This window comes from Flavobacterium rarum (SeqCode) (genome assembly GCF_965234445.1).
GTDB lineage: Bacteria > Bacteroidota > Bacteroidia > Flavobacteriales > Flavobacteriaceae > Flavobacterium > Flavobacterium rarum.
In genome coordinates, this window is sequence record NZ_OZ248490.1 from 255,528 (window position 1) to 278,977 (window position 23,450).

At 32.1% G+C, this 23,450-nt stretch carries 25 protein-coding genes; 19 read left to right on the plus strand and 6 right to left on the minus strand.

Annotated features, from left to right (window positions below):
• The first annotated feature begins 243 nt into the window (after nt 1-243).
• From AC8GF4_RS09270 to AC8GF4_RS09295, 6 genes are all read left to right on the plus strand, one after another.
• Nucleotides 244-786 (plus strand): DUF1599 domain-containing protein, encoded by a 543-nt coding sequence (locus AC8GF4_RS09270; protein ID WP_264563859.1) that lies wholly within the window; start codon nt 244-246, stop codon nt 784-786.
• A 56-nt stretch (nt 787-842) separates the two neighbouring features.
• Complete coding sequence (locus tag AC8GF4_RS09275; protein ID WP_506594124.1) at nt 843-1,943, plus strand: BT_3928 family protein; 1,101 nt, start codon at nt 843-845, stop codon at nt 1,941-1,943.
• A gap of 243 nt (nt 1,944-2,186) precedes the next feature.
• The gene (locus AC8GF4_RS09280) at nt 2,187-2,681 is read left to right on the plus strand and encodes a TlpA family protein disulfide reductase (RefSeq protein WP_506594125.1); all 495 of its coding nucleotides are present in this window, start codon (nt 2,187-2,189) and stop codon (nt 2,679-2,681) included.
• A 90-nt stretch (nt 2,682-2,771) separates the two neighbouring features.
• Nucleotides 2,772-3,524, plus strand: coding sequence for a triose-phosphate isomerase (tpiA, locus tag AC8GF4_RS09285; RefSeq protein ID WP_506594127.1), 753 nt, complete (start codon nt 2,772-2,774; stop codon nt 3,522-3,524).
• A 204-nt stretch (nt 3,525-3,728) separates the two neighbouring features.
• Nucleotides 3,729-4,526, plus strand: coding sequence for a hypothetical protein (locus tag AC8GF4_RS09290; protein ID WP_506594129.1), 798 nt, complete (start codon nt 3,729-3,731; stop codon nt 4,524-4,526).
• 255 nt (nt 4,527-4,781) lie between these two features.
• Nucleotides 4,782-5,087, plus strand: coding sequence for a hypothetical protein (locus AC8GF4_RS09295; protein WP_506594131.1), 306 nt, complete (start codon nt 4,782-4,784; stop codon nt 5,085-5,087).
• An 81-nt stretch (nt 5,088-5,168) separates the two neighbouring features.
• On the opposite strand, the gene AC8GF4_RS09300 is transcribed toward AC8GF4_RS09295, so the two are convergent.
• From AC8GF4_RS09300 to AC8GF4_RS09310, 3 genes are all read right to left on the minus strand, one after another.
• Nucleotides 5,169-7,511: a hypothetical protein gene (locus AC8GF4_RS09300; protein WP_506594133.1), complete on the minus strand. Its 2,343-nt coding sequence runs from the start codon at nt 7,509-7,511 to the stop codon at nt 5,169-5,171.
• Nucleotides 7,471-8,610, minus strand: coding sequence for a hypothetical protein (locus AC8GF4_RS09305; RefSeq protein WP_506594135.1), 1,140 nt, complete (start codon nt 8,608-8,610; stop codon nt 7,471-7,473). The genes AC8GF4_RS09300 and AC8GF4_RS09305 overlap by 41 nt, the downstream gene beginning before the upstream one ends.
• A gap of 284 nt (nt 8,611-8,894) precedes the next feature.
• Entirely contained in the window at nt 8,895-10,559 is a 1,665-nt protein-coding gene (locus AC8GF4_RS09310; RefSeq protein WP_506594137.1) for a tetratricopeptide repeat protein, read from the minus strand.
• A gap of 456 nt (nt 10,560-11,015) precedes the next feature.
• On the opposite strand from AC8GF4_RS09310, the gene prmA reads away from it, so the two are divergent.
• The 4 genes from prmA to AC8GF4_RS09330 all read left to right on the plus strand — a co-directional run bounded on the left by prmA (nt 11,016) and on the right by AC8GF4_RS09330 (nt 14,370).
• Nucleotides 11,016-11,849 carry a 50S ribosomal protein L11 methyltransferase gene (prmA, locus tag AC8GF4_RS09315; protein ID WP_506594139.1) on the plus strand — a complete coding sequence of 278 codons (834 nt, stop codon included), beginning with the start codon at nt 11,016-11,018 and terminating at the stop codon, nt 11,847-11,849.
• Between the two features lie 44 nt (nt 11,850-11,893).
• Nucleotides 11,894-12,169, plus strand: coding sequence for an ATP-dependent Clp protease adaptor ClpS (locus AC8GF4_RS09320; protein ID WP_506594141.1), 276 nt, complete (start codon nt 11,894-11,896; stop codon nt 12,167-12,169).
• A gap of 251 nt (nt 12,170-12,420) precedes the next feature.
• Nucleotides 12,421-13,692: a sterol desaturase family protein gene (locus AC8GF4_RS09325; RefSeq protein WP_506594413.1), complete on the plus strand. Its 1,272-nt coding sequence runs from the start codon at nt 12,421-12,423 to the stop codon at nt 13,690-13,692.
• Nucleotides 13,693-13,698: 6 nt separating this feature from the next.
• Complete coding sequence (locus AC8GF4_RS09330; protein ID WP_506594143.1) at nt 13,699-14,370, plus strand: lysoplasmalogenase; 672 nt, start codon at nt 13,699-13,701, stop codon at nt 14,368-14,370.
• A gap of 213 nt (nt 14,371-14,583) precedes the next feature.
• Here AC8GF4_RS09330 and AC8GF4_RS09335 read toward each other — a convergent pair whose 3' ends face one another.
• Together AC8GF4_RS09335 and AC8GF4_RS09340 are read right to left on the minus strand one after the other, a co-directional pair.
• Nucleotides 14,584-14,997, minus strand: coding sequence for a DUF6691 family protein (locus AC8GF4_RS09335; RefSeq protein WP_506594144.1), 414 nt, complete (start codon nt 14,995-14,997; stop codon nt 14,584-14,586).
• A 3-nt stretch (nt 14,998-15,000) separates the two neighbouring features.
• A complete protein-coding gene (locus AC8GF4_RS09340) occupies nt 15,001-15,558 on the minus strand; it encodes a YeeE/YedE family protein (RefSeq protein ID WP_506594146.1) in 558 nt (185 codons plus the stop codon).
• A gap of 166 nt (nt 15,559-15,724) precedes the next feature.
• Here AC8GF4_RS09340 and AC8GF4_RS09345 point away from each other — a divergent pair, with 166 nt between their 5' ends.
• The 3 genes from AC8GF4_RS09345 to AC8GF4_RS09355 all read left to right on the plus strand — a co-directional run bounded on the left by AC8GF4_RS09345 (nt 15,725) and on the right by AC8GF4_RS09355 (nt 18,076).
• Entirely contained in the window at nt 15,725-16,177 is a 453-nt protein-coding gene (locus AC8GF4_RS09345; RefSeq protein ID WP_506594148.1) for a 2-dehydro-3-deoxyphosphooctonate aldolase, read from the plus strand.
• 204 nt (nt 16,178-16,381) lie between these two features.
• The gene (gene kdsA, locus AC8GF4_RS09350) at nt 16,382-17,200 is read left to right on the plus strand and encodes a 3-deoxy-8-phosphooctulonate synthase (protein ID WP_506594150.1); all 819 of its coding nucleotides are present in this window, start codon (nt 16,382-16,384) and stop codon (nt 17,198-17,200) included.
• 15 nt (nt 17,201-17,215) lie between these two features.
• Complete coding sequence (locus AC8GF4_RS09355) at nt 17,216-18,076, plus strand: hypothetical protein (RefSeq protein ID WP_506594151.1); 861 nt, start codon at nt 17,216-17,218, stop codon at nt 18,074-18,076.
• Between the two features lie 282 nt (nt 18,077-18,358).
• Here AC8GF4_RS09355 and AC8GF4_RS09360 read toward each other — a convergent pair whose 3' ends face one another.
• Entirely contained in the window at nt 18,359-18,709 is a 351-nt protein-coding gene (locus tag AC8GF4_RS09360) for a DUF1801 domain-containing protein (RefSeq protein ID WP_506594153.1), read from the minus strand.
• 42 nt (nt 18,710-18,751) lie between these two features.
• On the opposite strand from AC8GF4_RS09360, the gene AC8GF4_RS09365 reads away from it, so the two are divergent.
• The 6 genes from AC8GF4_RS09365 to creD all read left to right on the plus strand — a co-directional run bounded on the left by AC8GF4_RS09365 (nt 18,752) and on the right by creD (nt 23,307).
• Nucleotides 18,752-19,417 carry a hypothetical protein gene (locus tag AC8GF4_RS09365; protein WP_506594155.1) on the plus strand — a complete coding sequence of 222 codons (666 nt, stop codon included), beginning with the start codon at nt 18,752-18,754 and terminating at the stop codon, nt 19,415-19,417.
• Nucleotides 19,418-19,795: 378 nt separating this feature from the next.
• The gene (locus AC8GF4_RS09370) at nt 19,796-20,467 is read left to right on the plus strand and encodes a YiiX family permuted papain-like enzyme (protein ID WP_506594157.1); all 672 of its coding nucleotides are present in this window, start codon (nt 19,796-19,798) and stop codon (nt 20,465-20,467) included.
• A gap of 3 nt (nt 20,468-20,470) precedes the next feature.
• Entirely contained in the window at nt 20,471-20,767 is a 297-nt protein-coding gene (locus AC8GF4_RS09375) for a winged helix-turn-helix domain-containing protein (protein ID WP_506594159.1), read from the plus strand.
• 54 nt (nt 20,768-20,821) lie between these two features.
• A complete protein-coding gene (locus tag AC8GF4_RS09380) occupies nt 20,822-21,274 on the plus strand; it encodes a hypothetical protein (RefSeq protein WP_506594161.1) in 453 nt (150 codons plus the stop codon).
• 3 nt (nt 21,275-21,277) lie between these two features.
• On the plus strand, nt 21,278-21,598 hold the full coding sequence (locus AC8GF4_RS09385) for a hypothetical protein (protein WP_506594163.1): 321 nt from the start codon (nt 21,278-21,280) through the stop codon (nt 21,596-21,598).
• Nucleotides 21,599-21,948: 350 nt separating this feature from the next.
• Nucleotides 21,949-23,307 (plus strand): cell envelope integrity protein CreD, encoded by a 1,359-nt coding sequence (gene creD, locus AC8GF4_RS09390; protein WP_506594164.1) that lies wholly within the window; start codon nt 21,949-21,951, stop codon nt 23,305-23,307.
• Nucleotides 23,308-23,450: the final 143 nt, after the last annotated feature.

A 23,450-nucleotide genomic window follows, 5' to 3' on the forward strand; every position in this document is an offset into this window, starting at 1 on the left:
TAAGTTTTTAATTATTGAATAAAATTAAGCAAAACTAAAAGTTCATTTAAGGAAAAAATCAATTAGCTTACATTTTTTTAAACTTATATTCACTTTTAACTCCTGTTTTGAGGAACAAGCCATTTTTATACTTACATGACTTATATGTTTAAAATTAAACACAGTTTATTTTAGAATATAGCCAAACTTTTAAACTTTATTTTTCTTATTTTTGATGCAATTTTAGACAAATATACATCAATAATGAAGAATACTTCACAGGAATATGATAATGTAATCGCTATTTGCCGATCACTTTTTATCAATAAAATGAAAGATTATGGTAGTGCTTGGCGCATTTTGAGACTTCCCTCTCTAACCGATCAAATTTTCATAAAAGCCCAAAGAATTAGAAGTTTACAGGAAAACGAAATTCGCAAAGTCGATGAAGATGAAACTGGTGAATTCATCGGAATTATTAATTATTCGATTATGGCATTGATTCAATTGGAATTGGGTGTTGTTGATCAACCCGATTTGGATACCGAAAAAGCAACTCAATTATACGATGCTAAAGTCGCTTTGACCAAAGAATTGATGGAAAACAAAAACCACGATTATGGAGAAGCTTGGCGCGAAATGCGTGTAAGTTCACTAACCGATTTAATTTTACAAAAACTACTTCGTGTCAAACAAATCGAGGACAACAAAGGAAAAACTATCGTTTCTGAAGGCATTGATGCCAATTACCAAGATATGATTAACTATTCGATTTTTGCTTTGATTCTAATGGGCTTTAAGAAATAACAACTCATTAACAAAAATAAAAACAGCTCTATTTATCTTTGTCAAAAACCTAAAAAATGAAAAACATCATTACTCAATTCTCGCGAATATTCGTTGGGGTTCTCTTCATAATCTCTGGATTAATCAAGCTAAATGATCCAATTGGATTTTCATACAAACTGGCAGAATATTTTAGTGAACCTGTGTTCAACATGCCCTTTTTTGTTCCTTATTCATTGGCTATAGCCTTATTTATTGTGATTCTGGAAGTAGTTTTGGGTGTAATGTTGCTCATCGGATACCAATCAAAAGCAACGATTTGGCTATTATTGCTTTTAATAATCATGTTTACATTCTTAACATTCTATTCCGCTTATTTTGATGTGGTAAAAGACTGTGGATGCTTTGGAGATGCCTTACATCTTACCCCTTGGCAATCATTCACAAAAGATGTTGTTTTATTGTTTTTTATAATAATCCTTTTTATTAATACGAAATTGGTAAAACCATTATTCAACAATAAAATTCAAAATAGTTTAGCTATACTTACCGTTTTCCTTTGTGCTTTTATGGGATATTGGGTAATCAATCACTTACCGCTTAAAGATTTCCGAGCTTTCAAAGTGGGAAATAGTATTCAGAAAGGAATGGAAATTCCGGAAGGCGCACCAAAATCGATAGTAGAAATGATTTTTATTTATAAAGTAAATGGAGTTGACAAAGAATTCACCGAGAAAGATTTAGCAAATATTCCAGCAGGCGCCACTTTTGTAGACCGAAAAGACAAAGTAATTACCGAAGGTTACGTTCCTCCAATTCATGATTTTGTAATTGAAAAAGACGGATCCGATTACAAAGAAGAACTTTTACAAGAACCCAAATTATTAATGGTAGTAGCATATGATTTGGCTCTTGCCAATCCTGAAGGCCTAGCAAAAATACCAGAAGTTTACAAATCTGCTTCCGCAAAAGGATATAAAGTGATTGGAATGACTGGTTCAGCGCCTGAGCAAATTGCCAAAATCAAAAAACAATACGGAATAACATTCGATTTTTATTTCTGTGATGCTATTCCGCTTAAAACCATCGAAAGAGCCAATCCAAGTTTTGTGATTCTCGAAAAGGGAACCGTAAAACAAAAAGTACATTTTAATGATACTGAGGATTTGATTTTATAATTCTCAACTTAAATAGCTATGTAAACCCTGCAAGAATTCTATTTCTTGCAGGGTTTACTATTTTTACCAACTTCAAAGATTAAAATTTTTCTTAAAAAAAATATTTTTAAAAGGAAAATATTGCCATTTTATTATCAACTATAACGTTATTGTAATGAAATTAAATGATTTTCATAATAAAATTCCAAAAATCTATTTATCTAATTGCTTTTCTTTAGTTAACTTTGTGAAAACTTATCTTTAATGAAAAATTTAGCTATATTAATTATTGCTTTTGCAACATTTTCGTGTTCGCAAGCACAAAAAACAGAATTCTCTAAAAAAGCACTTTCAGAAACATTACTAACTACAGACGGAAGTCAAATTAAATTTGAAGAAATTCTAAAAAATCAAAAAGGTAAAACTACAGTAATCGAAATTTGGGCATCTTGGTGTGGTGATTGTGTGAAAGCAATGCCAAAAATGAAAGAACTTCAAGTCAATAATCCGACTGTTTCTTACGTTTTTTTATCAATGGACAAAACTGCCGATAAATGGAAAGAAGGAATAGAAAAACACCAGCTTAAAGGTTTACATTACATGGCAAATGATGGTATGAAAGGTACCTTTGGCAAAGCAATTGATTTGGACTGGATTCCAAGATACATTATAATCGACAAAACGGGTAAAATTGTTCTGTATCGCGCCATAGAAACCGATTTTGAACAAATCAACACCACCTTGAAACAGTTGCAATAACTATTTCAATAGCAATGTCAATTGGAATTTGGAATTTGAACATTGTTTTTTTTTAATTAAAACTATTATACAAATATAAATACTACAAAAATGAGAAAGAAGATTGTTGCAGGAAACTGGAAAATGCATAAAAATGCTGCACAAACAAAAGAATTATTAAACGAATTATTATCTCAAATACCAGCAGAAACTTCTGCACATGTAATTGTTGCACCTACTTTTGTAAACTTATCTGCAGCAGTAGATAATTTGACACATTCAAATATTGGTATTGCCGCACAAAACGTACATCAAGCAGAAAGTGGTGCTTTTACAGGAGAAATATCTGCAGAAATGCTAACTAGTATTGGCGTTAAAAATGTGATATTAGGACACTCTGAGCGTAGAGCAATTTTTCATGAAACAGATGCTTTGATCGCTAGTAAAGTAAACACAGCGTTGAAACACGATATGACCGTTATTTTCTGTTTTGGTGAAGAATTAAAAGACCGCCAATCTGGAAATCATTACAATATTGTAGAAAACCAATTGAAAGATGGTTTATTTCACATCGAAGCCAAATCTTGGGAAAAAATTGTTTTGGCTTATGAGCCTGTTTGGGCTATTGGAACTGGAGAAACAGCTTCTCCAGAACAAGCACAAGATATGCACCAATTCATCAGAGAAACAGTTCGTAAAGCTTTTGGAAGCGATATCGCAGAAGACGTTTCTATTCTTTATGGTGGAAGTGTAAAACCAGATAATGCCAAAGAAATTTTCTCTAAACCTGATGTAGATGGTGGACTTATTGGTGGAGCTGCTCTTAATGCAAAAGATTTCATTTCAATAGTAACTTCTATCTAATAGCTAGTAAAATATAGCAACTTTAATATTAGTTGTATTGTTTTTTAATTTACTATTAAAACCTGTTCTTTCTAGTGGAACAGGTTTTTTTTTATGAATATTTTTTTATATTTGAAGTACTAAAATTAGAAAATCAAGTAGTAAACCCCGAAATTTGCAAATGGTATAACTTTAATATAATACACAATTAACCTACAATTACAAATGGAAATCAAAAAGTCAATCAAAAGAAAATCGAACAAAATATGGCAAAAATGGTCTATTGCCTTCAGAATCATTCCCGTACTACTTTTTGTAGCAATCTTAAAATTTTTATCCCATCAATTTGAGTTAGAAGTACTCGAATTAAATGCGCTTTTTACTAGTTTAATAGCGGGTACTATTTTCTTAATTGGATTTTTAATTAGTGGAGTACTTTCGGATTATAAAGAGAGTGAAAAATTACCAAGCGAACTTTCGGCTTCTATAAAATCATTATATGATGAAGCTTATACCATTTACAAAAGCAAAAACTCACAAAATGCTTTTCAATTTATAGCTTTTCAAAAAGCATTTGCAATTTCTCTGTTGGACTGGTTTTATAAAAGAGAAACCACAGAATCGATATTAGAAAAAATAAGCCAAATTAATGATTTCATCATCGGATTAGACAATGAAGGCATACAAGCGGGATACCTATTAAAAATAAAAAATGAGCAAAACAACATTCGAAAAATGATAATGAGAATCGACACTATCCGAGAAACTAATTTTATTGGTTCGGCTTATGCCATTTTGGAAGCTATGGGAACCTTAATTGCCATGTCACTTATCATCATCAAAATCGAGCCTTTTTATGTTGCTTTGTTTTTTACTTTGCTTGTTACTTTTTTGATTTCGTATATGTTTTTATTAATCAAAGATTTGGACAATCCTTTCGATTATGCAGAAAATGGAGAAAGTGGCACAGAAATTTCTTTAAAACCCATTCACAATCTCATAAAAGCTTTTCAAAAACTATAATATTCTACAGTATCACAATTCAAAAAAGCGTTGCAAAATCATTTGCATCGCTTTTTTTATGCTTAGAAAAATAATGGAAATGCTTTTAAGTAAGTTTTTTAATATAACACATTAACAAATACGCATTTAATCGACAATTTTATCACTTTACCTATAAAATAAAAAGTTTGGCATCATTATTGAAAAGTAAAAAAGTATATTGTTAGAAATTGAAGGTTTACAAAAAATAACGTTCAACTTAAAAGTTTACAATTTATGAATCCAAATAAAGAAAAACTCCAAAATGATTACAACAAACTACTTGGCAGTTATTCTGAATATATGAAAGGTTTCCGAAGATGGAAAAGAGTCAAAAATAGTCCTAAAAAAGGAGAAGTATTTGAAGTGACTGATCGAGTAATAATTAATGAAAAGGAGATCATTGAAAGTGACCCATTATTATTCGATCTAACTTCAAAACCTGTAAACTATTACGAAAGCTTTATGTCTATTCAATATTTTCACAAGGAAATGCCTTTATACCTAAAAAAGGTGCAAGAAAAGATTAATCGAATAAATTAAACCCGATTTGCCCAAAGTCAAAAAAAAAGGAAACACAGTTTCCTTTTTTTTTATGTCTAAAACTATAAATTCTAAACCAGGCTACTTTATAAAATCCTGCAAAAGTGGGCAATTGTACTTCTTAAAAGTTTGAGTGTTTTTGTATAAAGAATTAAAGCCGTAGATTTCTTTTCCAGGTTTAAACCTAACATTTTCAATACCCGATAGATTAGCAGTACTTGAAAAACTGACATAATCACATTCAAAAATCATCAAATTTGCCAATGCTTTTTCTTCTTTATTATTAGACAAAAACAATACTTTTTGATAATAATTTTTGGCCAAATTACAATTGAAATAATTGCCGCTTTGATATAACTTTTCTCTATAAAATCTGTTTTTCCCAAAAACATAATCAGAATAGCTGTCGCCCATATAACTTGACCATCCATAAGCTGTCATCATCCATGCATTCCCCCAATACGAAACATTAAAATAAGCATGTGCCAATTTTAGGTTACTTTCGGAAGTGTTTCTCTTTTTAAGTTCCAACAAGGTTTTTACAAAATCTGCTTTGTTAAAAACGTAATCATACTTTCGTTCTTTGGTTGAAACCAAAACTTTTGGAAAAAACGGATCCTCATTCAAATAGCTTTTATACTCATATTGCTTTTGCCAAAAATCTTTCGGCATTACAGCAAAGGTTTTTTGAGCCAATTCCAAATTATTATTTCTAAAAGCAATTGTTCCTTTTAAATCCAGATAAGCATTTCTGTCAGTCGTTGTTCCTGAACAAATGTAATTTTCAAAAGGGGTTTTGTCTTTCTTAACAACCAAAGCCATCAAATTGTCCATATCTTTTTCTGTTGCAAACCGATCAAAATAGCCCAAATAATTATAGAAATAAGGAAAATATTCCCAACCTTCGTCATTTTGCTTTTTATTGTTCGATTTCAAAAACAACAAACCTGCTGTCGCTTGATCTCCTTTTTCTGCATATTCTTTACTCACAATCCTATAAAAACTGTACATACTTTTAAAAAGGCTATAATCTTGATCCACTGCTTTTTCAATCGAATTAAAACTATCAAACAACAGCTGTTTTGTTTCTAAACTCTCAATATTACTTTGTTTTAAAGCCACCAAAGCCAACTGAATTTTTGATTGCAATTGTATTGTATTATTGGCCTTTTCAGAAATTAAATTGACATACTTTTTACCCAAATCGATTTGATCATCGATAAAACACAACTGCGCAATAGCAGAATAGAGATAATCCTTTTGTTCTCCTTGCGCTGTAGAAACAATTGCCGTTAAGAATATTTTTAGCTCTTTTAAATACAACATATCCTTACTCAAATTATCTGCCCTGGCTTTTTCATAATCTTGATACCACTTCTCATCATTAAACGTAACCGATGGACTGCTTTGCGTATATTTTGGAGTAAAAATCCAATCTTCCAGCTTATTGACTTCTCTGCCAATCAAAAAACTAAAATAAATAGAATCGGGGTTGTAGCTGTAAATTTGTTTCAAAGTTTCCAGTTGAGGCGAAGGATTACGCATGCATTCAAGCGCAAGTATATCTCCTTTTTCTATATTATTTTGAGCCAAACTCAAAGTCTGATCAGTTAGTGTCCGATCATAGTGTTGCATTACCGCATTGGTTTTCTCATCGCAAGAAACAAAAACTTGACTCAAATAATAATTTTGCAATGCTTGATTTTCGGCGCACAATGCTCTAAAATATAAGGCCCAAGGAGCCAAAATTGTATTGGGTTTGGATGCAAAATAACTCTCATACAACCGTACCACTTCTTGTGGATTTTGATCATAATAACTCATTCGAATCAACAAAAAAGCATAACGCTGTTTCAGGAATTCATCTTTGGTTGAACTAAGTATTTTATCATAATCGCCCAGACTTGCGAAGAATTTATTTTCTGAATCATAACCATAATTCAAGGATTTCCATGTCTCCCATTTTGAACCGCCCATATTGTTGTACTCCAACTTTTTGGCAAAAATTAAATACTCCAGAAATTTTTTGTTTTTTCGAATCGACAGTTTCACTATGAAAGTGTTATTAGAAAAAACTTTCACCAACGATCTTGATTGATAGGCTGATTGAAAAACCTCCGAATCCGTTTCATACAAAATTGTATACACATCGTCTGGATTTATGTCTGCTCCCAATTGCTTTTGCCATTCCAAGCAATTTAGCTTTTGGTCTTGGTTCGAAAAAACATTGGGAGTCGCATAACTATCCGCAGAATAGGTCAAAAAGCGAAGTTTCAAAAATTCATTTCGTTCAGCACGAAACAGGGCCAAACGGCTAATTTCGGGACTTTCAGACCATCCGCAGGCCCAAGAACTATTGAATCCTAACAAAAAGAGGAAAAGACTAAAAAAGCGAATAATACTTGGATATGTTTTCAATTCCATAATCGTTAATGTATTTTTTATCAAATGAAAAAAAGGTAACTTTGGTTTGATCTGTAATCGTAATTTTAGATTTCAGGACAGCAATAATCTTTTGAATTTCGGCATCCGACATTTTCTCAATCCTAATTTCATCTCCGTTTCTAAAATAAGAATCCCTAATCAAAAGATCATCTTGAAACAAGTAGCGCGTTGCACTTACTTTCTTGAAATGAATTGTATCGGATACAAAATTATCATAATCTGTCAAAATTCCCTTAAACTGATTTCCTCTAAAAACCACTGACCAACTGTACAATGGCAAAGCCAAATCCAGCGGTAAAGTATAGTCTCCATGAGTTACATATTCTTCTACTTCTTTACTTGTACCAATGGAATTTTCCGTTTTATAGTCTGTGGGACTCGTCAGGTTGTAACACATCAGCAAGCCTTTGTCCACTGGCGGAATACCTGCTTTCTCTCTGTATTTGTATTGCCAAAGTCGCACTGTAGCCGAGAGTGTATACTGAGGGAAACTTGTTTTAAGCCTTCCCAAAAGATAAAAATAATTCTTCTTTGACTTCTCGGACCAATCACAATCAATCAAAATCTCTTTGCAGTTCAGTTTGATTCTATCTTTCTCAATTTTCGCAATAGAATCGGTATTGGGCCAAACTTTATGATACTCACTACCCGAATCGTATATTTTTTGGGCAATTTTGTAGGCCTTCGCACGAGACTGTTCTATTTGATATTCCTCTAGCACATTTATTACCCTATTCTTTATTCGTTCTGCAAGTGAGTCCAACTGCTTTTTACTTGCCAAAAGTACGACCTCATTGGTTACAAAAACACTAGGCGTAATTTCCAGTTGCTCTCCATCCCAATTCACAAATTGTACTGTAGCCACAGGTTGTGGTTCGCCTGCATAAGGATTCCAATCCACATCAAAAAAACGCACATACAAGTGCTCAATCTTCATGGAATTTGCCAAGGAATCATCATCTTGACTAGCTTCATGACTAGTTTTCCAATAACAGAAAGATCGAATCACCTCAGGCTTAACACCTCGACTACTTACTAAAACTACGAACAAAAAAGCGATTAAAATTGATTTTTTCATACTGTAATTGTACTTTTAATACTGCCAAAATTAATACTAATTCCTTTATATTTTAAACTCCCATTAAAAAATAAAATCTTTTTTAAATTTATGCACAATCAATATTTACTTTGTCAATTCGCAATTACTCAAATGCTATTATAAATATTTAAAACCTAAAAAAAAATCAATTATTTGTATTGAAAATTAACGAATGTTTATGCACTTAACAGTCTCTTAACTCCACAAAAAAACCAACGACTTAAACATCGTTGGTTTCAAAGAATAAAATATATAACAACCTTTTATTTCAAAAATTTCAATTGATCAATTGCATATTGATTGGTTGGATCGATTGCAAGCGTTTTTGTAAAACTATCTTTTGCTTTCATTTTGTCAGTAGCAGCATATATGACTCCCAAGTTATTGTAAGCTTCCATTAATTTGGATTTCATTCCTTTGGTAGCTAACTCAGCGGAATCTTTTTTATTGGCAGCAATTACAAAGTCTTCATAGTTTTTGGTTACAAGAATATCATTTTTAAGCAAGACTTGAATTCTTGCTTTAAAAAGATAAGCGTCTTGAGTCGATGGAGAAGCTGAAATTACAGTATCCAAAGCCGAATCTGCTTTTTTCAATTGCTCCAATTGTTGCGGATTCAAATTTTCGATTCCGATACAAGACCAATAAACCGAAGAAGCAAAATAGAAATTATCCATTAAATACGATTTGGTTTCTGGATTTCCAATTGCAATTTCATATACTACTGCAGCTTGTGCATATAATTTTTTGTCAAATACTTTTTTGGCCAGTTCTGGAAGCTCTCCAGCAATACCATTATTCATTTCAAAAGATTTTTTAAAATCTAAAATGGCATTATCAATAGCAAGGTTATCTATTGGGGTAGCTGCCAATGCTTTGTTTAACTTAGCAGCGCCTATATAATAATAATCTCTTGCAATTGTTCTATTGGTAGGATTCGAAACAAAAGAGTTTAAAGAGGATATTGTGGTATCAAAATTATTGTTGTAATACGCTGAATACCCTAAATAACGGTAAATTCTAGGGTTTACTTTATCTAACTTACTCATTTCATTGGCTTCAACTTCAAGTGCTTTGTAATCTTTGGCTAAGATTAAAAAATCGGCATGACGCATACGGGATTCCAATGAATAATCCGTTAAACTCATATACTTTTCATAAAAGGCAATTCCTTTTGAAATGTGTTCATCGTATTTTCTGCCATCATTCATCGCCCACAAATATTCTGTTTCGGCAAGTTCACGATATACTGGGCCATAATTCGGATTTAATGCAATTACTTCATCAAAAGAAGTTATTGCTACAGGAAAATTGTGAGCATTTTTAATCAAAGTACCCAACCCCATTTTGGCTCTCAGTAAGGAACTGTCTAATCGAAAAGCTTCTCTATAACAATCATAGGCATCATTTTGCTTTTTATTGAATTTGTAAGCATCTCCTAAAGCCAATAATACTGTTGTATTTGCAGGATCAGAAAGTCTTGAAGCACTCAAAATTTCAACAGCTTTTTTGTAATTTGGATGATCTGAATAGGTATAAGCTTTTCCAATAAAAACGGATTCTTCCAGATCCTTTTTACTACTATTTTGAGTAGCTAATGCAAAATTTTTCTCGGCTTCGGCAACATCTCCTTTATCAAGAGCTATATATCCCAATCCAATGTAATTAAAATTTCCTTTGGTAGAACAAGTAATTCCAATATCAAAATGGCTTTTGGCCGCTACATAATCACCTCTTAACAAGGAAACATTTCCCAAAAGAAATTTAGCATATCCATCTGTTGGTTTTGCAGTTGTAATAGTTTCTAGAATGTTTTTTGCTTTTTCAAATTGCTCAGCATCGATGGCAACTTTTGCCTGCTTAATATCCTGTGCTTGAACTATAAAAAAGGAAAAAAAAGTTACGGTATAAAAAAATACTTTTCTCATGGTGGTTAAATTAAATTTAGCATTTATAAACTGTTTTATTACAAACAAAACAGTTGCACAAATATAAAACAATTTAAATCAAAAACGACACAAATTAAGAGTTAAATATCTATAATTCAATAAGTTATAATATCGAAAACATGATAAATATCATTTTTTATATGATCAAAAAAAGGTAAAATTTTAATTAAAAACGACTTTAAATTGTATCTAAAAACAGGATAAATAACAGTTTTAAAAAAAACACATATTCAGTATCAACCGTTTAATTATAATTTGGCACGAAAATTGAGAACCAAAAAATGATTATATAAATCAAAAAACAAGACGAAAAAAAATCTCAAAAAAGAAAAATAATTTTTTATTAAACTTAATTTAGAATTCATTTTTCAAAAAAAAAATTAAAAATCAAAAAAAGAATTGGCTTCGATCGCTACCTTTGCAAAAAAAACAAACATGTCAAACATCTATATTGGATATCATTTTACCATTGAACCAAAAGAACTAGGTTCGGAAATACTAATAGCCGAATTGGGCGAAAAAGCTTTTGAAAGTTTTACTGAAACCGAGATAGGTGTTTCTGCCTTTGTACAAAAAGACCTTTGGGATGAATCCATATTAGACGATATTCACATACTACAATCGGAAGAGTTCAAAATTGAGTATACCTTTGAAGAAATTGAACAAGTAAATTGGAATGAGGAATGGGAAAAGAATTTTGAACCCATTGATGTAGAAGGAAATTGCCATGTACGTGCACCGTTTCACCCAAAAACAGATGCTGAATTTGACATTGTTATTGAACCAAAAATGAGTTTTGGTACTGGACACCACGAAACAACTCATATGATGATTCAGCATTTACTGGAAATTGACGTAACTGGCTTAAAAACCTTGGATATGGGTTGTGGGACAGCTATTCTTGCTATACTTGCCGAAATGAAAGGAGCTCAACCAATAGATGCAATAGATATTGACAATTGGTGTTACTTAAACTCAATTGAAAATGCAGAACGCAATAATTGCAAACACATTACCGTTTACGAAGGAGATGCAGCATTATTAAAAGACAAAAAATATGATTTAATTATTGCCAACATCAATAGAAATATTTTGTTGAATGATATGCAAAGTTATGTAGATTGCTTAAATCCAAAAGGAACTATTCTTTTTAGTGGTTTTTACGAAGAAGACATTCCTTATATTGATGCCTCTTGCACCGAAAAAGGGTTAACTTATGTAAAAAAATTCCAAAGAAACAACTGGGTATCATTAAAATACGTAAATTAGTATCTGTTTTCTTTTAGTAATAACAAAGTACAAAATCTAAAAACATGAGTACCAAAGAAAAAATAAGAGAAAAAGTTAGTGTAGAAGACATAATTTCGATCAACAACGAGATAATCGTTTATAATGATGATGTAAACACATTTGATCATGTTATTGACACTTTAATCAGGGTTTGTGGTCATACTCCAATACAAGCAGAACAATGTTCATTAATTGTACATTATAACGGAAAATGCACCGTGAAAACAGGTAATTATGACAAACTAAAAATACAATGCACTCGATTATTAGAAGCTGGATTAAACGCCGAAATAGTCTAAGTTACAACACCATTTCCAAAATTGAGTTTTTGATAAAGCCTATTTGAGTAAGTACAATCTCAAATAGGTTTTTTTTTCAATTTTTTACTACTTTACAACAAAGAACCTTTTTGAAACATAAAAATGTTTCCAATAATTTCGATACTTCAGAAACCATCCATTATTAAAAATTCAGAAAAAATTATAAATAATCAAGAAAAAACACAACATTACCAACAATTATTTTATATTTGAAAAAAAATACCCCTGAAATGATAGAATACGGTAAAATCTTAGTTTTTGTTATGCCCATTTTTTTGATTTTAATAATTATCGAAAAAATATATGGACACTATAAAGGAGAAGACACTTCTCCAAATATGGATTCTGTTTCAAGTGTGAGTTCTGGAATGGTCAATTCGGTTAAAGATGTTTTGGGATTAAGTGTTACGCTTATCTCATACGAATGGTTTGAAGGTAAGTTTGCCATTTTCCATTTGGAAGCTACCCTTTTGGCTTATGTTATTGGCTTTATAGTCATTGATTTCTACGGTTATTGGAGTCATCGTTTGTCCCATCAAATCAATTTTTTATGGAACAAACACGCCATTCATCACAGTAGTGAAGAATTTAACCTAGCTTGTGCTTTGCGTCAAACCGTTTCTAGTTTTGTAAATTTATTCACTTTTTTATTAATACCAGCAGCTTTACTGGGAGTTCCTCCAAAGGTAATTGCTATAATACTGCCTATACATTTGTTTTTACAATTTTGGTATCATACCAAGCACATCAAAAAAATGGGGTTTCTAGAACAAATACTAGTTACACCATCTCATCACAGGGTTCATCATGCAATCAACCCTATTTATATGGACAAAAATCACTCGCAAATATTCATTATTTGGGATAAAATTTTCGGTACTTTTCAAGAAGAATTAGATAGTGTTCCGCCAGTTTTTGGTATTACTAGACCTGCACAAACTTGGAATCCAATACGCATCAATTTTCAGCATCTTTGGTTAATGATCACTGATGCTTGGCGTGCCGAAAAATGGAAAGACAAACTCACTATTTGGTTTAAACCAACGGGTTGGCGCCCCGAAAATTTTGAAGAAAAATATCCTGTTAACAAAATCACAGACGTCTATGCTTTTGAAAAATACGGCACACAACATTCTAACAAATTAATGTATTGGTCATTGTTTCAAGCCATAATCACTTTATTACTCATCACCTATATGTACAATTCGATTGGTAGTATTGGTTTACCCAACGTATTTATTTACGGTGCTTTTATATTCTTAACCGTTTACAGTTATACCGAATTGATGGATACCCGAAAAACATCGGCAGTTTGGGAAGCTATTCGGCTTTTTGTTGGTATTGCAATCATAGCTTATCTAGGCGATTGGTTTGGAATGAACAACCTATTCCCCTATGCCACTTATATCATAATTGGATATCTCGTTTTATCATTATTGGTCACACTTTATTTTGTAAACACCAATTTTGATACCAAAAAAGCAACTATAGCAACTTCTTAAAAAACTATGAAAACGCCCCTACTTCTAAAAACTTATATCGGATTTTGTATTATTTATTTGAGTATTCTTTTCCTTAATATAGAAGGATTTGACTTGTATCTGAAACCGCTAATACTCCCGATTTTAATGGTCATAGTTGCTTTTTCTGAAAATTTTCCAACCAAAAAAATCCTATTGACCGCTTTATTATTTTCTTGGATTGGTGATATCATTCTCTTATTTGCCGACAAAGGAGAACTCTATTTTATCTTCGGGTTAGTTTCATTCCTTGTATCTCATTTGGTGTACATTGTCCTTTTTAACAAACAGCAAACTACCCGAGAAAATGATAACAAAGCACAATTTTGGCTTGGTGTTTTTTTAATATTAGGGTATTTTACCATTATGATTTTTACTTTGTTTCCAAAACTTGGTCCACTAAAAATTCCTGTTTTAGTCTATGCAATCGTAATTACCACTATGCTTTTCTTTGCTTTCAAAGGCAGTTTAAAATGGTCCATTCCAGCAAACAAATACATCTTCATTGGTGCAATAGTTTTTGTGAGTTCTGACAGTGTTTTGGCTTTTAACAAATTTTACACACCAATAGAACACGCTTCTTTTTATATCATGGCTACCTATTGTCTCGCACAATACTTAATAGTGAAAGGAATTTTAAAATTGAATACACTAAAATAAAATGTTAAAAATGAGTATTAGGGCGTGCCACCATTACCCAAAAAGGCCAAATATAGACACCGCCTATTCGGCCTTTTTCGGTAATGCTGTCGGGCTATCCATGCTACTTCGGTAGCTTATTTCTATCCCTCACGCGGTAAAACAACACATTGATCCAAAAAAAAAGCATTTTCTGGTTTAGAGAAAATGCTTTTTTTTTGTGATTTTATAATTTTAATGCGGCAATTTACTTTTTAAAGCACCGTAAATAATAGTGCCAATTAATGCTCCAACAAGAACAATTAAAACAGGCATAAACCCTGCTCCTATTAATATATAAATAGGACCTGGACAAGACCCAACTAGTGCCCAACCCAATCCAAAGGAAATTCCTCCTATATAATATCTGGCATTCCCTTTTGGTTTTTCCTGAATTTCGATAGGCAAACCTGTGATGTCTTTAATGTTTTTTCTTTTTATAATCTGAATACCTACAATTCCGGTAACTACAGCAACTCCAATGATTCCATACATGTGAAACGATTGAAATTGGAACATTTCATAAATACGGTACCAAGACACCGCTTCTGATTTTGTAAGAACGATTCCAAAAAGGAATCCTACAAGAAAATATTTTAATACGTTCATAGCTTAAAAAATTAAGGGTAATAAAAAATGAGCCATAATCAGTCCGCCAATAAAGAAACCTATGACGGCTTTCAAAGAAGGCAATTGCAAATTACTCAATCCTGAAATGGCGTGTCCAGAAGTGCATCCGCCAGCATAACGCGTGCCAAAACCAATTAAAACTCCACCAATCAGCAGAATCAAAATACTTTTGGGTGATTGCCAAATTTGGTCTCCAAAAAGTGCATTGGGCATCAATTTTCCATTGGGAGCTTCTATTCCCATTTGCGAAAGCTGTACAATCGTTTTGGGATTAATAGTTACATTTGAAGGATTTCCCATAAAATGAACAGCCACAAAACCACCAGCCATAGCACCTAGCACGACTACAAAATTCCAACGATTGGCTTTCCAATCAAAATCAAAATAGGCAATACGTTTCCCCAATCCGGTCATTGAACACAAAGATTGAAGATTAGTTGACATGCCAAAATTCTTTCCGAAATAAATAAGCAAAAGCATCACTACTCCTATTAAGAAGCCCGAAACATACCAAGGCCAAGTCTGAAAAATTACATCCATATTAATTTGTTTAAGCTACAAATATAAAAGGATTTTAGTAATTTCATCAAATCTCCTCTTTTTTGATAAAAATTTGGAAGGATTTTAATTGATTGTTGATGATAGAGTAAAGTTCTTTTTATATTTGTAGTTAAAATTCATCTCTTTAAAATTTTAAACCATCAAAATGAAAAAAATAGCTTTTGTCATCACAATACTTCTTTTAATAACTTCTTGCGGAAGCATTAAATCTTCTTTAAAAAACGTTGACAACAACGCACCAATACCAGTTGTTGGAAAAAACAATGCCTTTATAATAACGGAATACAGCAAAGACAAACGATACGGTTATGAAAAAGATTACCCAATCAATATTTATTTTAGAGGAACCAAAAACGACACTATAAACCAAAAATATTTCTTTAATGCGCTTGCAGGGCCTAAGGGAGAAAAAATCACTTACACCAAAATGGAAAACTGTTGTCCTTTCCCTACTAAAAGTAGTGATATAGGCGCTGGATTTCTAGATGTTTATGAAGTTACTTGGGACGGTTTGAAAAAACCTATAGTTCTGTATGTAAACATTTACGAAAGAGGACTTCTTATGGTTCCTGTCGGACTAGGTTTAAAGAAAAACTAATTAAGACCACTACTCCCCTAGCCCAGATGGAAACGGCATCCTTTTTCTTTTTCCTTTAAAAAGAAAAAGATACAGCCCCGATAGCTATCGGGGGCTGGAAATAGCTTCAAATTATAGTTATAGTACTTCAAAAAATAATTAGTTAAATCTAATTCGGAAATCACAAAATCAAACTACCTTTGCACTTTCAAAAAAAAACACAAAATGAACATACAACATATTCCTCAAATCAAACATATTGAGAGCGGTAACTTCTTTTTACTAGCAGGTCCTTGCGCTATTGAAGGCGAAGAAATGGCGATGCGAATTGCCGAAAAATTGGTAGGTATTACTGATGCTTTGCAAATTCCTTTTGTTTTCAAAGGATCTTTCAAAAAAGCCAATCGATCAAGAATTGATAGTTTCTCAGGAATTGGAGACGAAAAAGCACTGAAAATACTAGAAAAAGTATCCAAAACTTTTGGAGTTCCTACTGTCACAGATATTCACACCAATGAAGATGCAGTTATGGCTGCGGCTTATGTAGATGTTTTACAAATTCCTGCGTTCTTGGTTCGTCAAACGGATTTGGTTGTGGCAGCTGCCAATACCGGAAAAGTAGTCAACTTGAAAAAAGGCCAATTCATGAGTCCAGAAAGCATGAAACACGCGGTTCAAAAAGTTTTGGATTGCAACAATCAGAATGTAATGGTGACCGATCGTGGAACTATGTTTGGCTACCAAGATATGATCGTAGATTACCGTGGTATTCCAACGATGCAACAATATGCTACAACCGTTCTTGATGTAACACACTCGTTGCAACAACCCAACCAAATGGCTGGTGTTACGGGCGGAAGACCCGACATGATTGAAACAGTAGCCAAAGCTGGAATTGCTGTTGGTGTTGACGGAATCTTTATTGAGACTCATTTTGACCCTGCAAATGCCAAAAGCGATGGTGCCAATATGTTGCATTTGGATTACTTTGAGGCTTTGATGACAAAGTTGGTTGCTATTAGACAAACAATAAATCAATTTTAAATTAAAATCAACACATTGAAAACAAATTATTTATATACTGCATTTTTAGTTCTTTTTTTATCGCTAAACACCTTTGCACAAGACGAGATCAAAATACCAGAGCGATATACAGACCACAACAAAGGAAAATTTACCATCTCTTGGGGTGGAAATAGAGAGAAATTCTCTAAATCGGACATTACTTTCAAAGGTAACAATTACTCTTTTGTTGTCGAAGATGCTGTTGCTCATGACAAACCCAAAGGATGGCACGTAGATTACATTACACCAGGTAGAATGACAATTCCACAAACCAATTTCAAATTGGGTTATTTTATTACGGATAAATACAGCATTTCTGTAGGTGTAGATCACATGAAATATGTGATGACGCAAAACCAAATAGCAAATGTTTCTGGAGAAATTAATTATCCTATTTCAAATCCTAGTTCTCAATTTAATGGGATCTACAATAGTACTCCTCTTCAAATGACTGAGGATTTCTTAATGTTTGAACATACTGACGGATTGAATTATGTATATTCTGAATTTGCCAGACAAGATGATATTTCTCATTTATTCGGGATTAAAAATACCGATAAATTTCAAGTAAACATCAATGGAGGTGTTGGATTAGGTTTATTGTATCCAAAGACGAATACTACTTTAATGGGACAAGCCAGACACGATGCTTTTCATGTTTCAGGATTTGGAACTTCATTAAAAGCGGGAATCAACCTAGTAATCTTTAAATATTTTACAATTGAAGGCGATTTAAAAGGAGGTTACATTAATATGCCTGACATTCGCACTACGGAAAGCTCAACTGACTCAGCTTCACAAGAATTTTTCTTTGTGCAAACTATAATTGCCTTTGGTGGCATCTTTAGAATTTAAAAAAATACAATGCTTTTATTTAAAATCTCCTTCGGGGGATTTTTTTTTGCTTTACCCTAAATTGAATTAGTCTTTAAAAATACTCAAAGAAAGTTCAACACGAATTTCACTAATTCACACGAAAAAAGATTGCCCAAATTATACTAATTCTATAACTTAGTTGTGTTAGTCCAATTATTTTTAAAATTAGAAATTAACGATAATTTACTTCGTCAGTACGCTATTGCTCATGTGCGCCATTCGTGTAGAAAATTTTACCACTAGAATTCGGGCTAGAAATTTTTATTCATACAACAAAGCAGCTTCTCTAATTACATCTTCTAAAATCCCATTATCAATATCTTCCAACGAAAAGTAACGAAGCGATTTGACGGTATTCCTTTTTTCATCTACTAGACTATCTTGGTTTCTTTTTAATTGAAATCCTCTTGTAAAACCAGCGTCTACAAATCCTTTTTTGTGATTGGGTGCTAGATAGCAAAATGGCTTTTTCTTATAATAAAAATACGGAATTCCCCATTTGAAAAACAATTCTAATTCAGGAATTTCTCTTTCGAATACACTTATTAAATGCAAGACAATTGACTTAAATAATTCGGGTTGTCGGTAAATATATTCGTCTGTTAACTTCATTATATAAAAATAATAAAAAAAATAGTGCTTATTCAAAATTTTATGATTTACTTTGTAATTCAAAGTACTTTATATATGGAAGATAAATATTTAAAAGACATTAGCGACATCAAAAATATGATGAACAAATCCTCTAAGTTCATTTCTTTGAGCGGTATGGCAGGTATAATGGCAGGAGTATATGCTTTGATTGGCGCTTTTGTAGCCAATACATTAATCAAAAACAACAACAGCAATTACGACAATTATAATAATACAGTTGCTGTTATCACTTTAGAAAGCACCACTTTCAAATTGATCGTTTTAACTGCAGGTATTGTTTTGTTGCTGTCAATTGCAACCGCAGTATTATTTACCTACAATAAAGCCAAAAGAGGAGGTGAAACCATGTGGAATGCTACTTCCAAAAGAATGTTGACCAACTTTATGATACCACTTGCAACTGGCGGGATTTTTGGATTGTTACTTCTAAAAAATGGAAGCTATGGTTTGATTGCTCCTGTGACTTTGTTGTTTTATGGCTTATCCTGCGTAAATGCGAGTAAATATACGCTTAGAGATGTTCGTTATCTTGGAATTACAATAATAATTTTGGGGCTTATAGCAACAGAATTATCGGGTTACGCTCTTGAATTTTGGGCATTGGGCTTTGGAGTTTGTCACATTTTGTATGGCAGTATCATGTATTTTAAATATGACAGAAGTTAAAAATTTTAGATTTTAGAATATAGAGAATAGAATATAGAGAATAGAAAATAGAATAGAGAAAATAGAATAGAGAAAATAGAATAGAGAGAATAGAATAGAGAGAATAGAATAGAGATAATATAACCCGTTGGGTGAAATTATTTTTCACCACATAGAAACATAGAATTTATAGTTTTTAAAAGAAAAAGATAGACGTTTTACTACTCACATAGCTATTCTATGTGTAAAATAGTGCTATTTCTATTTATTCTTTGCCTATTTAGCATCCATCTATGATTCTATGTGGTTAAATTTTTATTTTACTTGAATTTCACCCAACGGGTTAATATAATATAACAGAATAGAGAGAATAGAATATAGAATTCAAGAAGAACGAATATGAAAAAAACAAAGTACATTTTTGCTATTACTACCTTTCTGATGAGTTTTGGATGCGCTTTATTTATTGCCAATTCGATGTTTGGAAATATTTTATTTGGTGATAGAGCTGTTAGTGTTTTGGAAAAAATTCAAGAAGGCGACATGATATTTCAAACGTCTCAATCCAATCAATGTGAAGCAATTCGAATTGCTACAAATTCCAAATTTTCGCATTGTGGAATTGTGTTTATCGAGAAAGGCGAAAAATATGTTTTTGAAGCAGTACAACCTGTAAAATATACGCCTCTCAAAACTTGGATTAGCCGAGGAAAAGAAAGTCATTTTGTAGTGACACGAATAAAAAATGCTTCGAATCTTTTGAATCCAAAAACACTTCAAAATATGAAAGCATTTGGAAATAAATTAAAAACTAAAGACTATGATGCCTATTTTGAATGGTCTGATGATAAAATGTATTGCTCCGAATTGGTTTGGAAAATATACAAAAACGGAGCAGGTATTGAATTATGCCCACTTCAAAAGTTGAAAGATTTTAATCTAAAAGACCCAAAAGTTAAAGCTATCTTAGCCGAAAGATATGGAAATCAAATACCGTTGGAAGAAAGCGTTGTAGCGCCTTCAAACCTTGAAAATGCAATAATAGTAACCAAGATTATAGACAATTACTAAGATTTGAAAAATATAATTCAAAATATAAATAAAGCTTTTGACCATCGCATACGACTTGGAATCATGTCGGTTTTGATGGTCAATGAATCGGCGGATTTTAGTACTTTAAAAGAATTATTAGGCGTTACTGACGGGAATCTTGCCAGTCATACCAAAGCTTTAGAACTTGAAAACTACATTGCTATCGAAAAACAATTCGTAGGAAAAAAGCCAAACACCAGCTATAGAGCTACCATAGAAGGCCGTAAAGCCTTTCAGGACCACATTGAAGCATTGGAAAAATTAATTCAAAAAAGATAAATCTATTTTTTTAATTATTTACTTTGAATTTCAAAGTACTTTTAAATACTAAAAATGAAAGACCAACTAATCGAAAAAATGTATGAATGGAGTAAAAAACCGTATCAACGCTTCTTCAAAAACAAAATAGCTTGGGTAATTTGCAAGCATGAATTACTTAACTATCCAAATGAAACATTAGGATATCACTTAGGGCAATTTCTTCAAAAGAACAATTTTGACATCCAGCCCAAACTGGAAGACCACGATATCATTCACGTTCTCACAGACACAGGAATAAGCGTACACGAAGAAATTGGGATGCAATATTATCTTGCGGGTAATGGCAAAAAAAGTTTGTATTTGTATCTAGTCATTTTTATTGGGACTGTTCTTTACCCTACTCATATCCAATATTTCTTCATTGAATTCCAAAAAGGAAAAAAGGCTCTTCATTTTCATTATTTGGATTTTTCAAAAATGTTACTAATTCCAATAAAAAACATTCAACAAACTTTTAAAATTTAAATCATGCAAAGAACACTATCCCAAGAAGAACCTTTTGAAGGCAAGACTTCTACAGAACTTGCTATTGGCTGTTTAACTATTGGCACACTATTTTTCATACTTTTTCTAACATTACAAGACACTTCTTTTGCATTCATAATTGGATTTATCTTTATTATCATGGCGCTACCGCTCAATGCAATAATGCTCGTTCACCTGTTGCATCATTTTTATATTTTACCCCAACAGCGAAAATACATTGGGCTAAAAATTCTAATTATATTGGGTAACATTCCCATCGCTTTCTTGTATTTCAGCATTCTAAAAACACTTCAACTGCTTTAATCTTTAACTACAAAAAACAAAATATGGAAACACCAAACCGAACAAAATCCTACTACAAATGGGCTTTTTCTAATGAACTGGCCATTGGTTCATTTGTCATTGGAACTTTATTGCTTCTTACATTTAAAGCTATGCCATATAATAGTATGGTATTATATATTGGTTTATGCTATGTTCTGTTCGCAATAGCCATTAACTCCATAATGCTACTATATCTCATTTTTCTTTGTATCGTTTTACCTGAGGAACGAGAAAATTTAGCCTTGAAAATCATTCTTTTATTGTGCAATATTCCTATTGCGATACTATATCTCTATAACATTTTTAATCACTACTAAACAACAAAAAACATGGAAACATCAGAAAACCAAAATCCAACTCGAACACCTTTTTTTCAATCCAATACTGCCAAAATGATTATGGTAGGAATGCTAACACTTATTTTGCTAATTCCGTTGGAATTTGTTAAGAGTTTGATATTTGAACGATCCAATCGTCAGGAAGAAGTCATCTCCGAAATCAATGACAAATGGGGAGAAAGTGTCTATTTCTATGGGCCAATATTGAAAGTCCCTTACACAACTTTTGATGAAACGTTATCTATTAACCAGAAGACTAATGAAACGGTTAAACAACGAAAAGCGATTACTAAGTACGCTTATTTCTTTCCTGAAGAATTGAAAGGCAAGTCTAATGTAACCACCAAAGTACTCAATCGAAACAATTACGAATCGGTTGTGTTTAGCTCCAAAATGAATTTTTCGGGTACTTATATTCAGCCTAATTTTAGCACCAAAAATATCCCTTCCGAAAACATTCAATGGAACAAAGCCACATTATTGATAAAAACGACAAATCTAAAAAGCATCAAAGACGAGGTAAAAATCAATTTTGGTGGTACTAAATTTACTTTCGAACCTGTTTATAGTACTAATGCAAATGATACAACCCAAGCTTTGGAAACCAATTTTATAGACTGGAAAAACACAATAAAAACAGAAAAAACCAACTTTAATTTTGACATCACCTACAATGGAAGCAAGCAAATAAAAATGGTTCCGATTGGCAAAACGACACAGTTAAACATGCAATCCAATTGGAGCGCACCAAGTTTTGCGGGTAATTTTCTTCCAGATGATAAAACAAAAAAAATTGACTCTAATGGTTTTGTAGCCAATTGGAAAATTTTGCACATTAATAGAGCTTTTTCACAACAATTTTTTGAAAACTTACCTGATTTAGGCATTTATGCATTTGGAGTCGATTTTGTAATACCAATTAACCAATACCAACAAAATGAAAGAGCTGCAAAATATGGTTTTCTAGTTATTGGTTTGACATTCTTGATTTTCTTCTTGATACAATCCATTAGTAAAATCAGAATTCATATTTTCCAGTATTCGATGATAGGATTGGCGCTTATTTTATTTTATACTTTACTGATTTCAATAACCGAACACAGCAGTTTCATGAAGGCCTACTTAATAGCAGCAATGGCTGTCATTATTTTAATTTCCCTTTACTCCGTTTCAATATTAAAAGGCAACAAATTTCCCTTGTTTATAGCTGCTTCCCTCACTGGATTATACACCTTTATTTATGTAATTATTCAACTTGAAAATTATGCTTTATTGGTAGGAAGTGTCGGTTTATTTGGCATACTTGCCGCTGTCATGTATTTTTCTAGAAAAATTGATTGGAATAAATAAAGCAAAAAAAATACCTTCAAAAAAACAATCCCTTTTTGAAGGTATTTTAATTTTAACTCCAAAATCTAATTTTAAGAATTTTGATTTATTTTAAATGCAAATGAAATTAGCAGGACCAAAAGCAAAATTCCCGCAACAATACC

What these genes read in the sequence shown, in the direction of transcription:
- AC8GF4_RS09270 (WP_264563859.1), top strand. Translation starts at nt 244, where the DNA reads ATGAAGAATACTTCACAGGAATATGATAATGTAATCGCTATTTGCCGA.
- AC8GF4_RS09275 (WP_506594124.1), top strand. Translation starts at nt 843, where the DNA reads ATGAAAAACATCATTACTCAATTCTCGCGAATATTCGTTGGGGTTCTC.
- AC8GF4_RS09280 (WP_506594125.1), top strand. Translation starts at nt 2,187, where the DNA reads ATGAAAAATTTAGCTATATTAATTATTGCTTTTGCAACATTTTCGTGT.
- tpiA (WP_506594127.1), top strand. Translation starts at nt 2,772, where the DNA reads ATGAGAAAGAAGATTGTTGCAGGAAACTGGAAAATGCATAAAAATGCT.
- AC8GF4_RS09290 (WP_506594129.1), top strand. Translation starts at nt 3,729, where the DNA reads ATGGAAATCAAAAAGTCAATCAAAAGAAAATCGAACAAAATATGGCAA.
- AC8GF4_RS09295 (WP_506594131.1), top strand. Translation starts at nt 4,782, where the DNA reads ATGAATCCAAATAAAGAAAAACTCCAAAATGATTACAACAAACTACTT.
- AC8GF4_RS09300 (WP_506594133.1), bottom strand. Translation starts at nt 7,511, where the DNA reads ATGGAATTGAAAACATATCCAAGTATTATTCGCTTTTTTAGTCTTTTC.
- AC8GF4_RS09305 (WP_506594135.1), bottom strand. Translation starts at nt 8,610, where the DNA reads ATGAAAAAATCAATTTTAATCGCTTTTTTGTTCGTAGTTTTAGTAAGT.
- AC8GF4_RS09310 (WP_506594137.1), bottom strand. Translation starts at nt 10,559, where the DNA reads ATGAGAAAAGTATTTTTTTATACCGTAACTTTTTTTTCCTTTTTTATA.
- prmA (WP_506594139.1), top strand. Translation starts at nt 11,016, where the DNA reads ATGTCAAACATCTATATTGGATATCATTTTACCATTGAACCAAAAGAA.
- AC8GF4_RS09320 (WP_506594141.1), top strand. Translation starts at nt 11,894, where the DNA reads ATGAGTACCAAAGAAAAAATAAGAGAAAAAGTTAGTGTAGAAGACATA.
- AC8GF4_RS09325 (WP_506594413.1), top strand. Translation starts at nt 12,421, where the DNA reads ATGATAGAATACGGTAAAATCTTAGTTTTTGTTATGCCCATTTTTTTG.
- AC8GF4_RS09330 (WP_506594143.1), top strand. Translation starts at nt 13,699, where the DNA reads ATGAAAACGCCCCTACTTCTAAAAACTTATATCGGATTTTGTATTATT.
- AC8GF4_RS09335 (WP_506594144.1), bottom strand. Translation starts at nt 14,997, where the DNA reads ATGAACGTATTAAAATATTTTCTTGTAGGATTCCTTTTTGGAATCGTT.
- AC8GF4_RS09340 (WP_506594146.1), bottom strand. Translation starts at nt 15,558, where the DNA reads ATGGATGTAATTTTTCAGACTTGGCCTTGGTATGTTTCGGGCTTCTTA.
- AC8GF4_RS09345 (WP_506594148.1), top strand. Translation starts at nt 15,725, where the DNA reads ATGAAAAAAATAGCTTTTGTCATCACAATACTTCTTTTAATAACTTCT.
- kdsA (WP_506594150.1), top strand. Translation starts at nt 16,382, where the DNA reads ATGAACATACAACATATTCCTCAAATCAAACATATTGAGAGCGGTAAC.
- AC8GF4_RS09360 (WP_506594153.1), bottom strand. Translation starts at nt 18,709, where the DNA reads ATGAAGTTAACAGACGAATATATTTACCGACAACCCGAATTATTTAAG.
- AC8GF4_RS09365 (WP_506594155.1), top strand. Translation starts at nt 18,752, where the DNA reads ATGATTTACTTTGTAATTCAAAGTACTTTATATATGGAAGATAAATAT.
- AC8GF4_RS09370 (WP_506594157.1), top strand. Translation starts at nt 19,796, where the DNA reads ATGAAAAAAACAAAGTACATTTTTGCTATTACTACCTTTCTGATGAGT.
- AC8GF4_RS09380 (WP_506594161.1), top strand. Translation starts at nt 20,822, where the DNA reads ATGAAAGACCAACTAATCGAAAAAATGTATGAATGGAGTAAAAAACCG.
- AC8GF4_RS09385 (WP_506594163.1), top strand. Translation starts at nt 21,278, where the DNA reads ATGCAAAGAACACTATCCCAAGAAGAACCTTTTGAAGGCAAGACTTCT.
- creD (WP_506594164.1), top strand. Translation starts at nt 21,949, where the DNA reads ATGGAAACATCAGAAAACCAAAATCCAACTCGAACACCTTTTTTTCAA.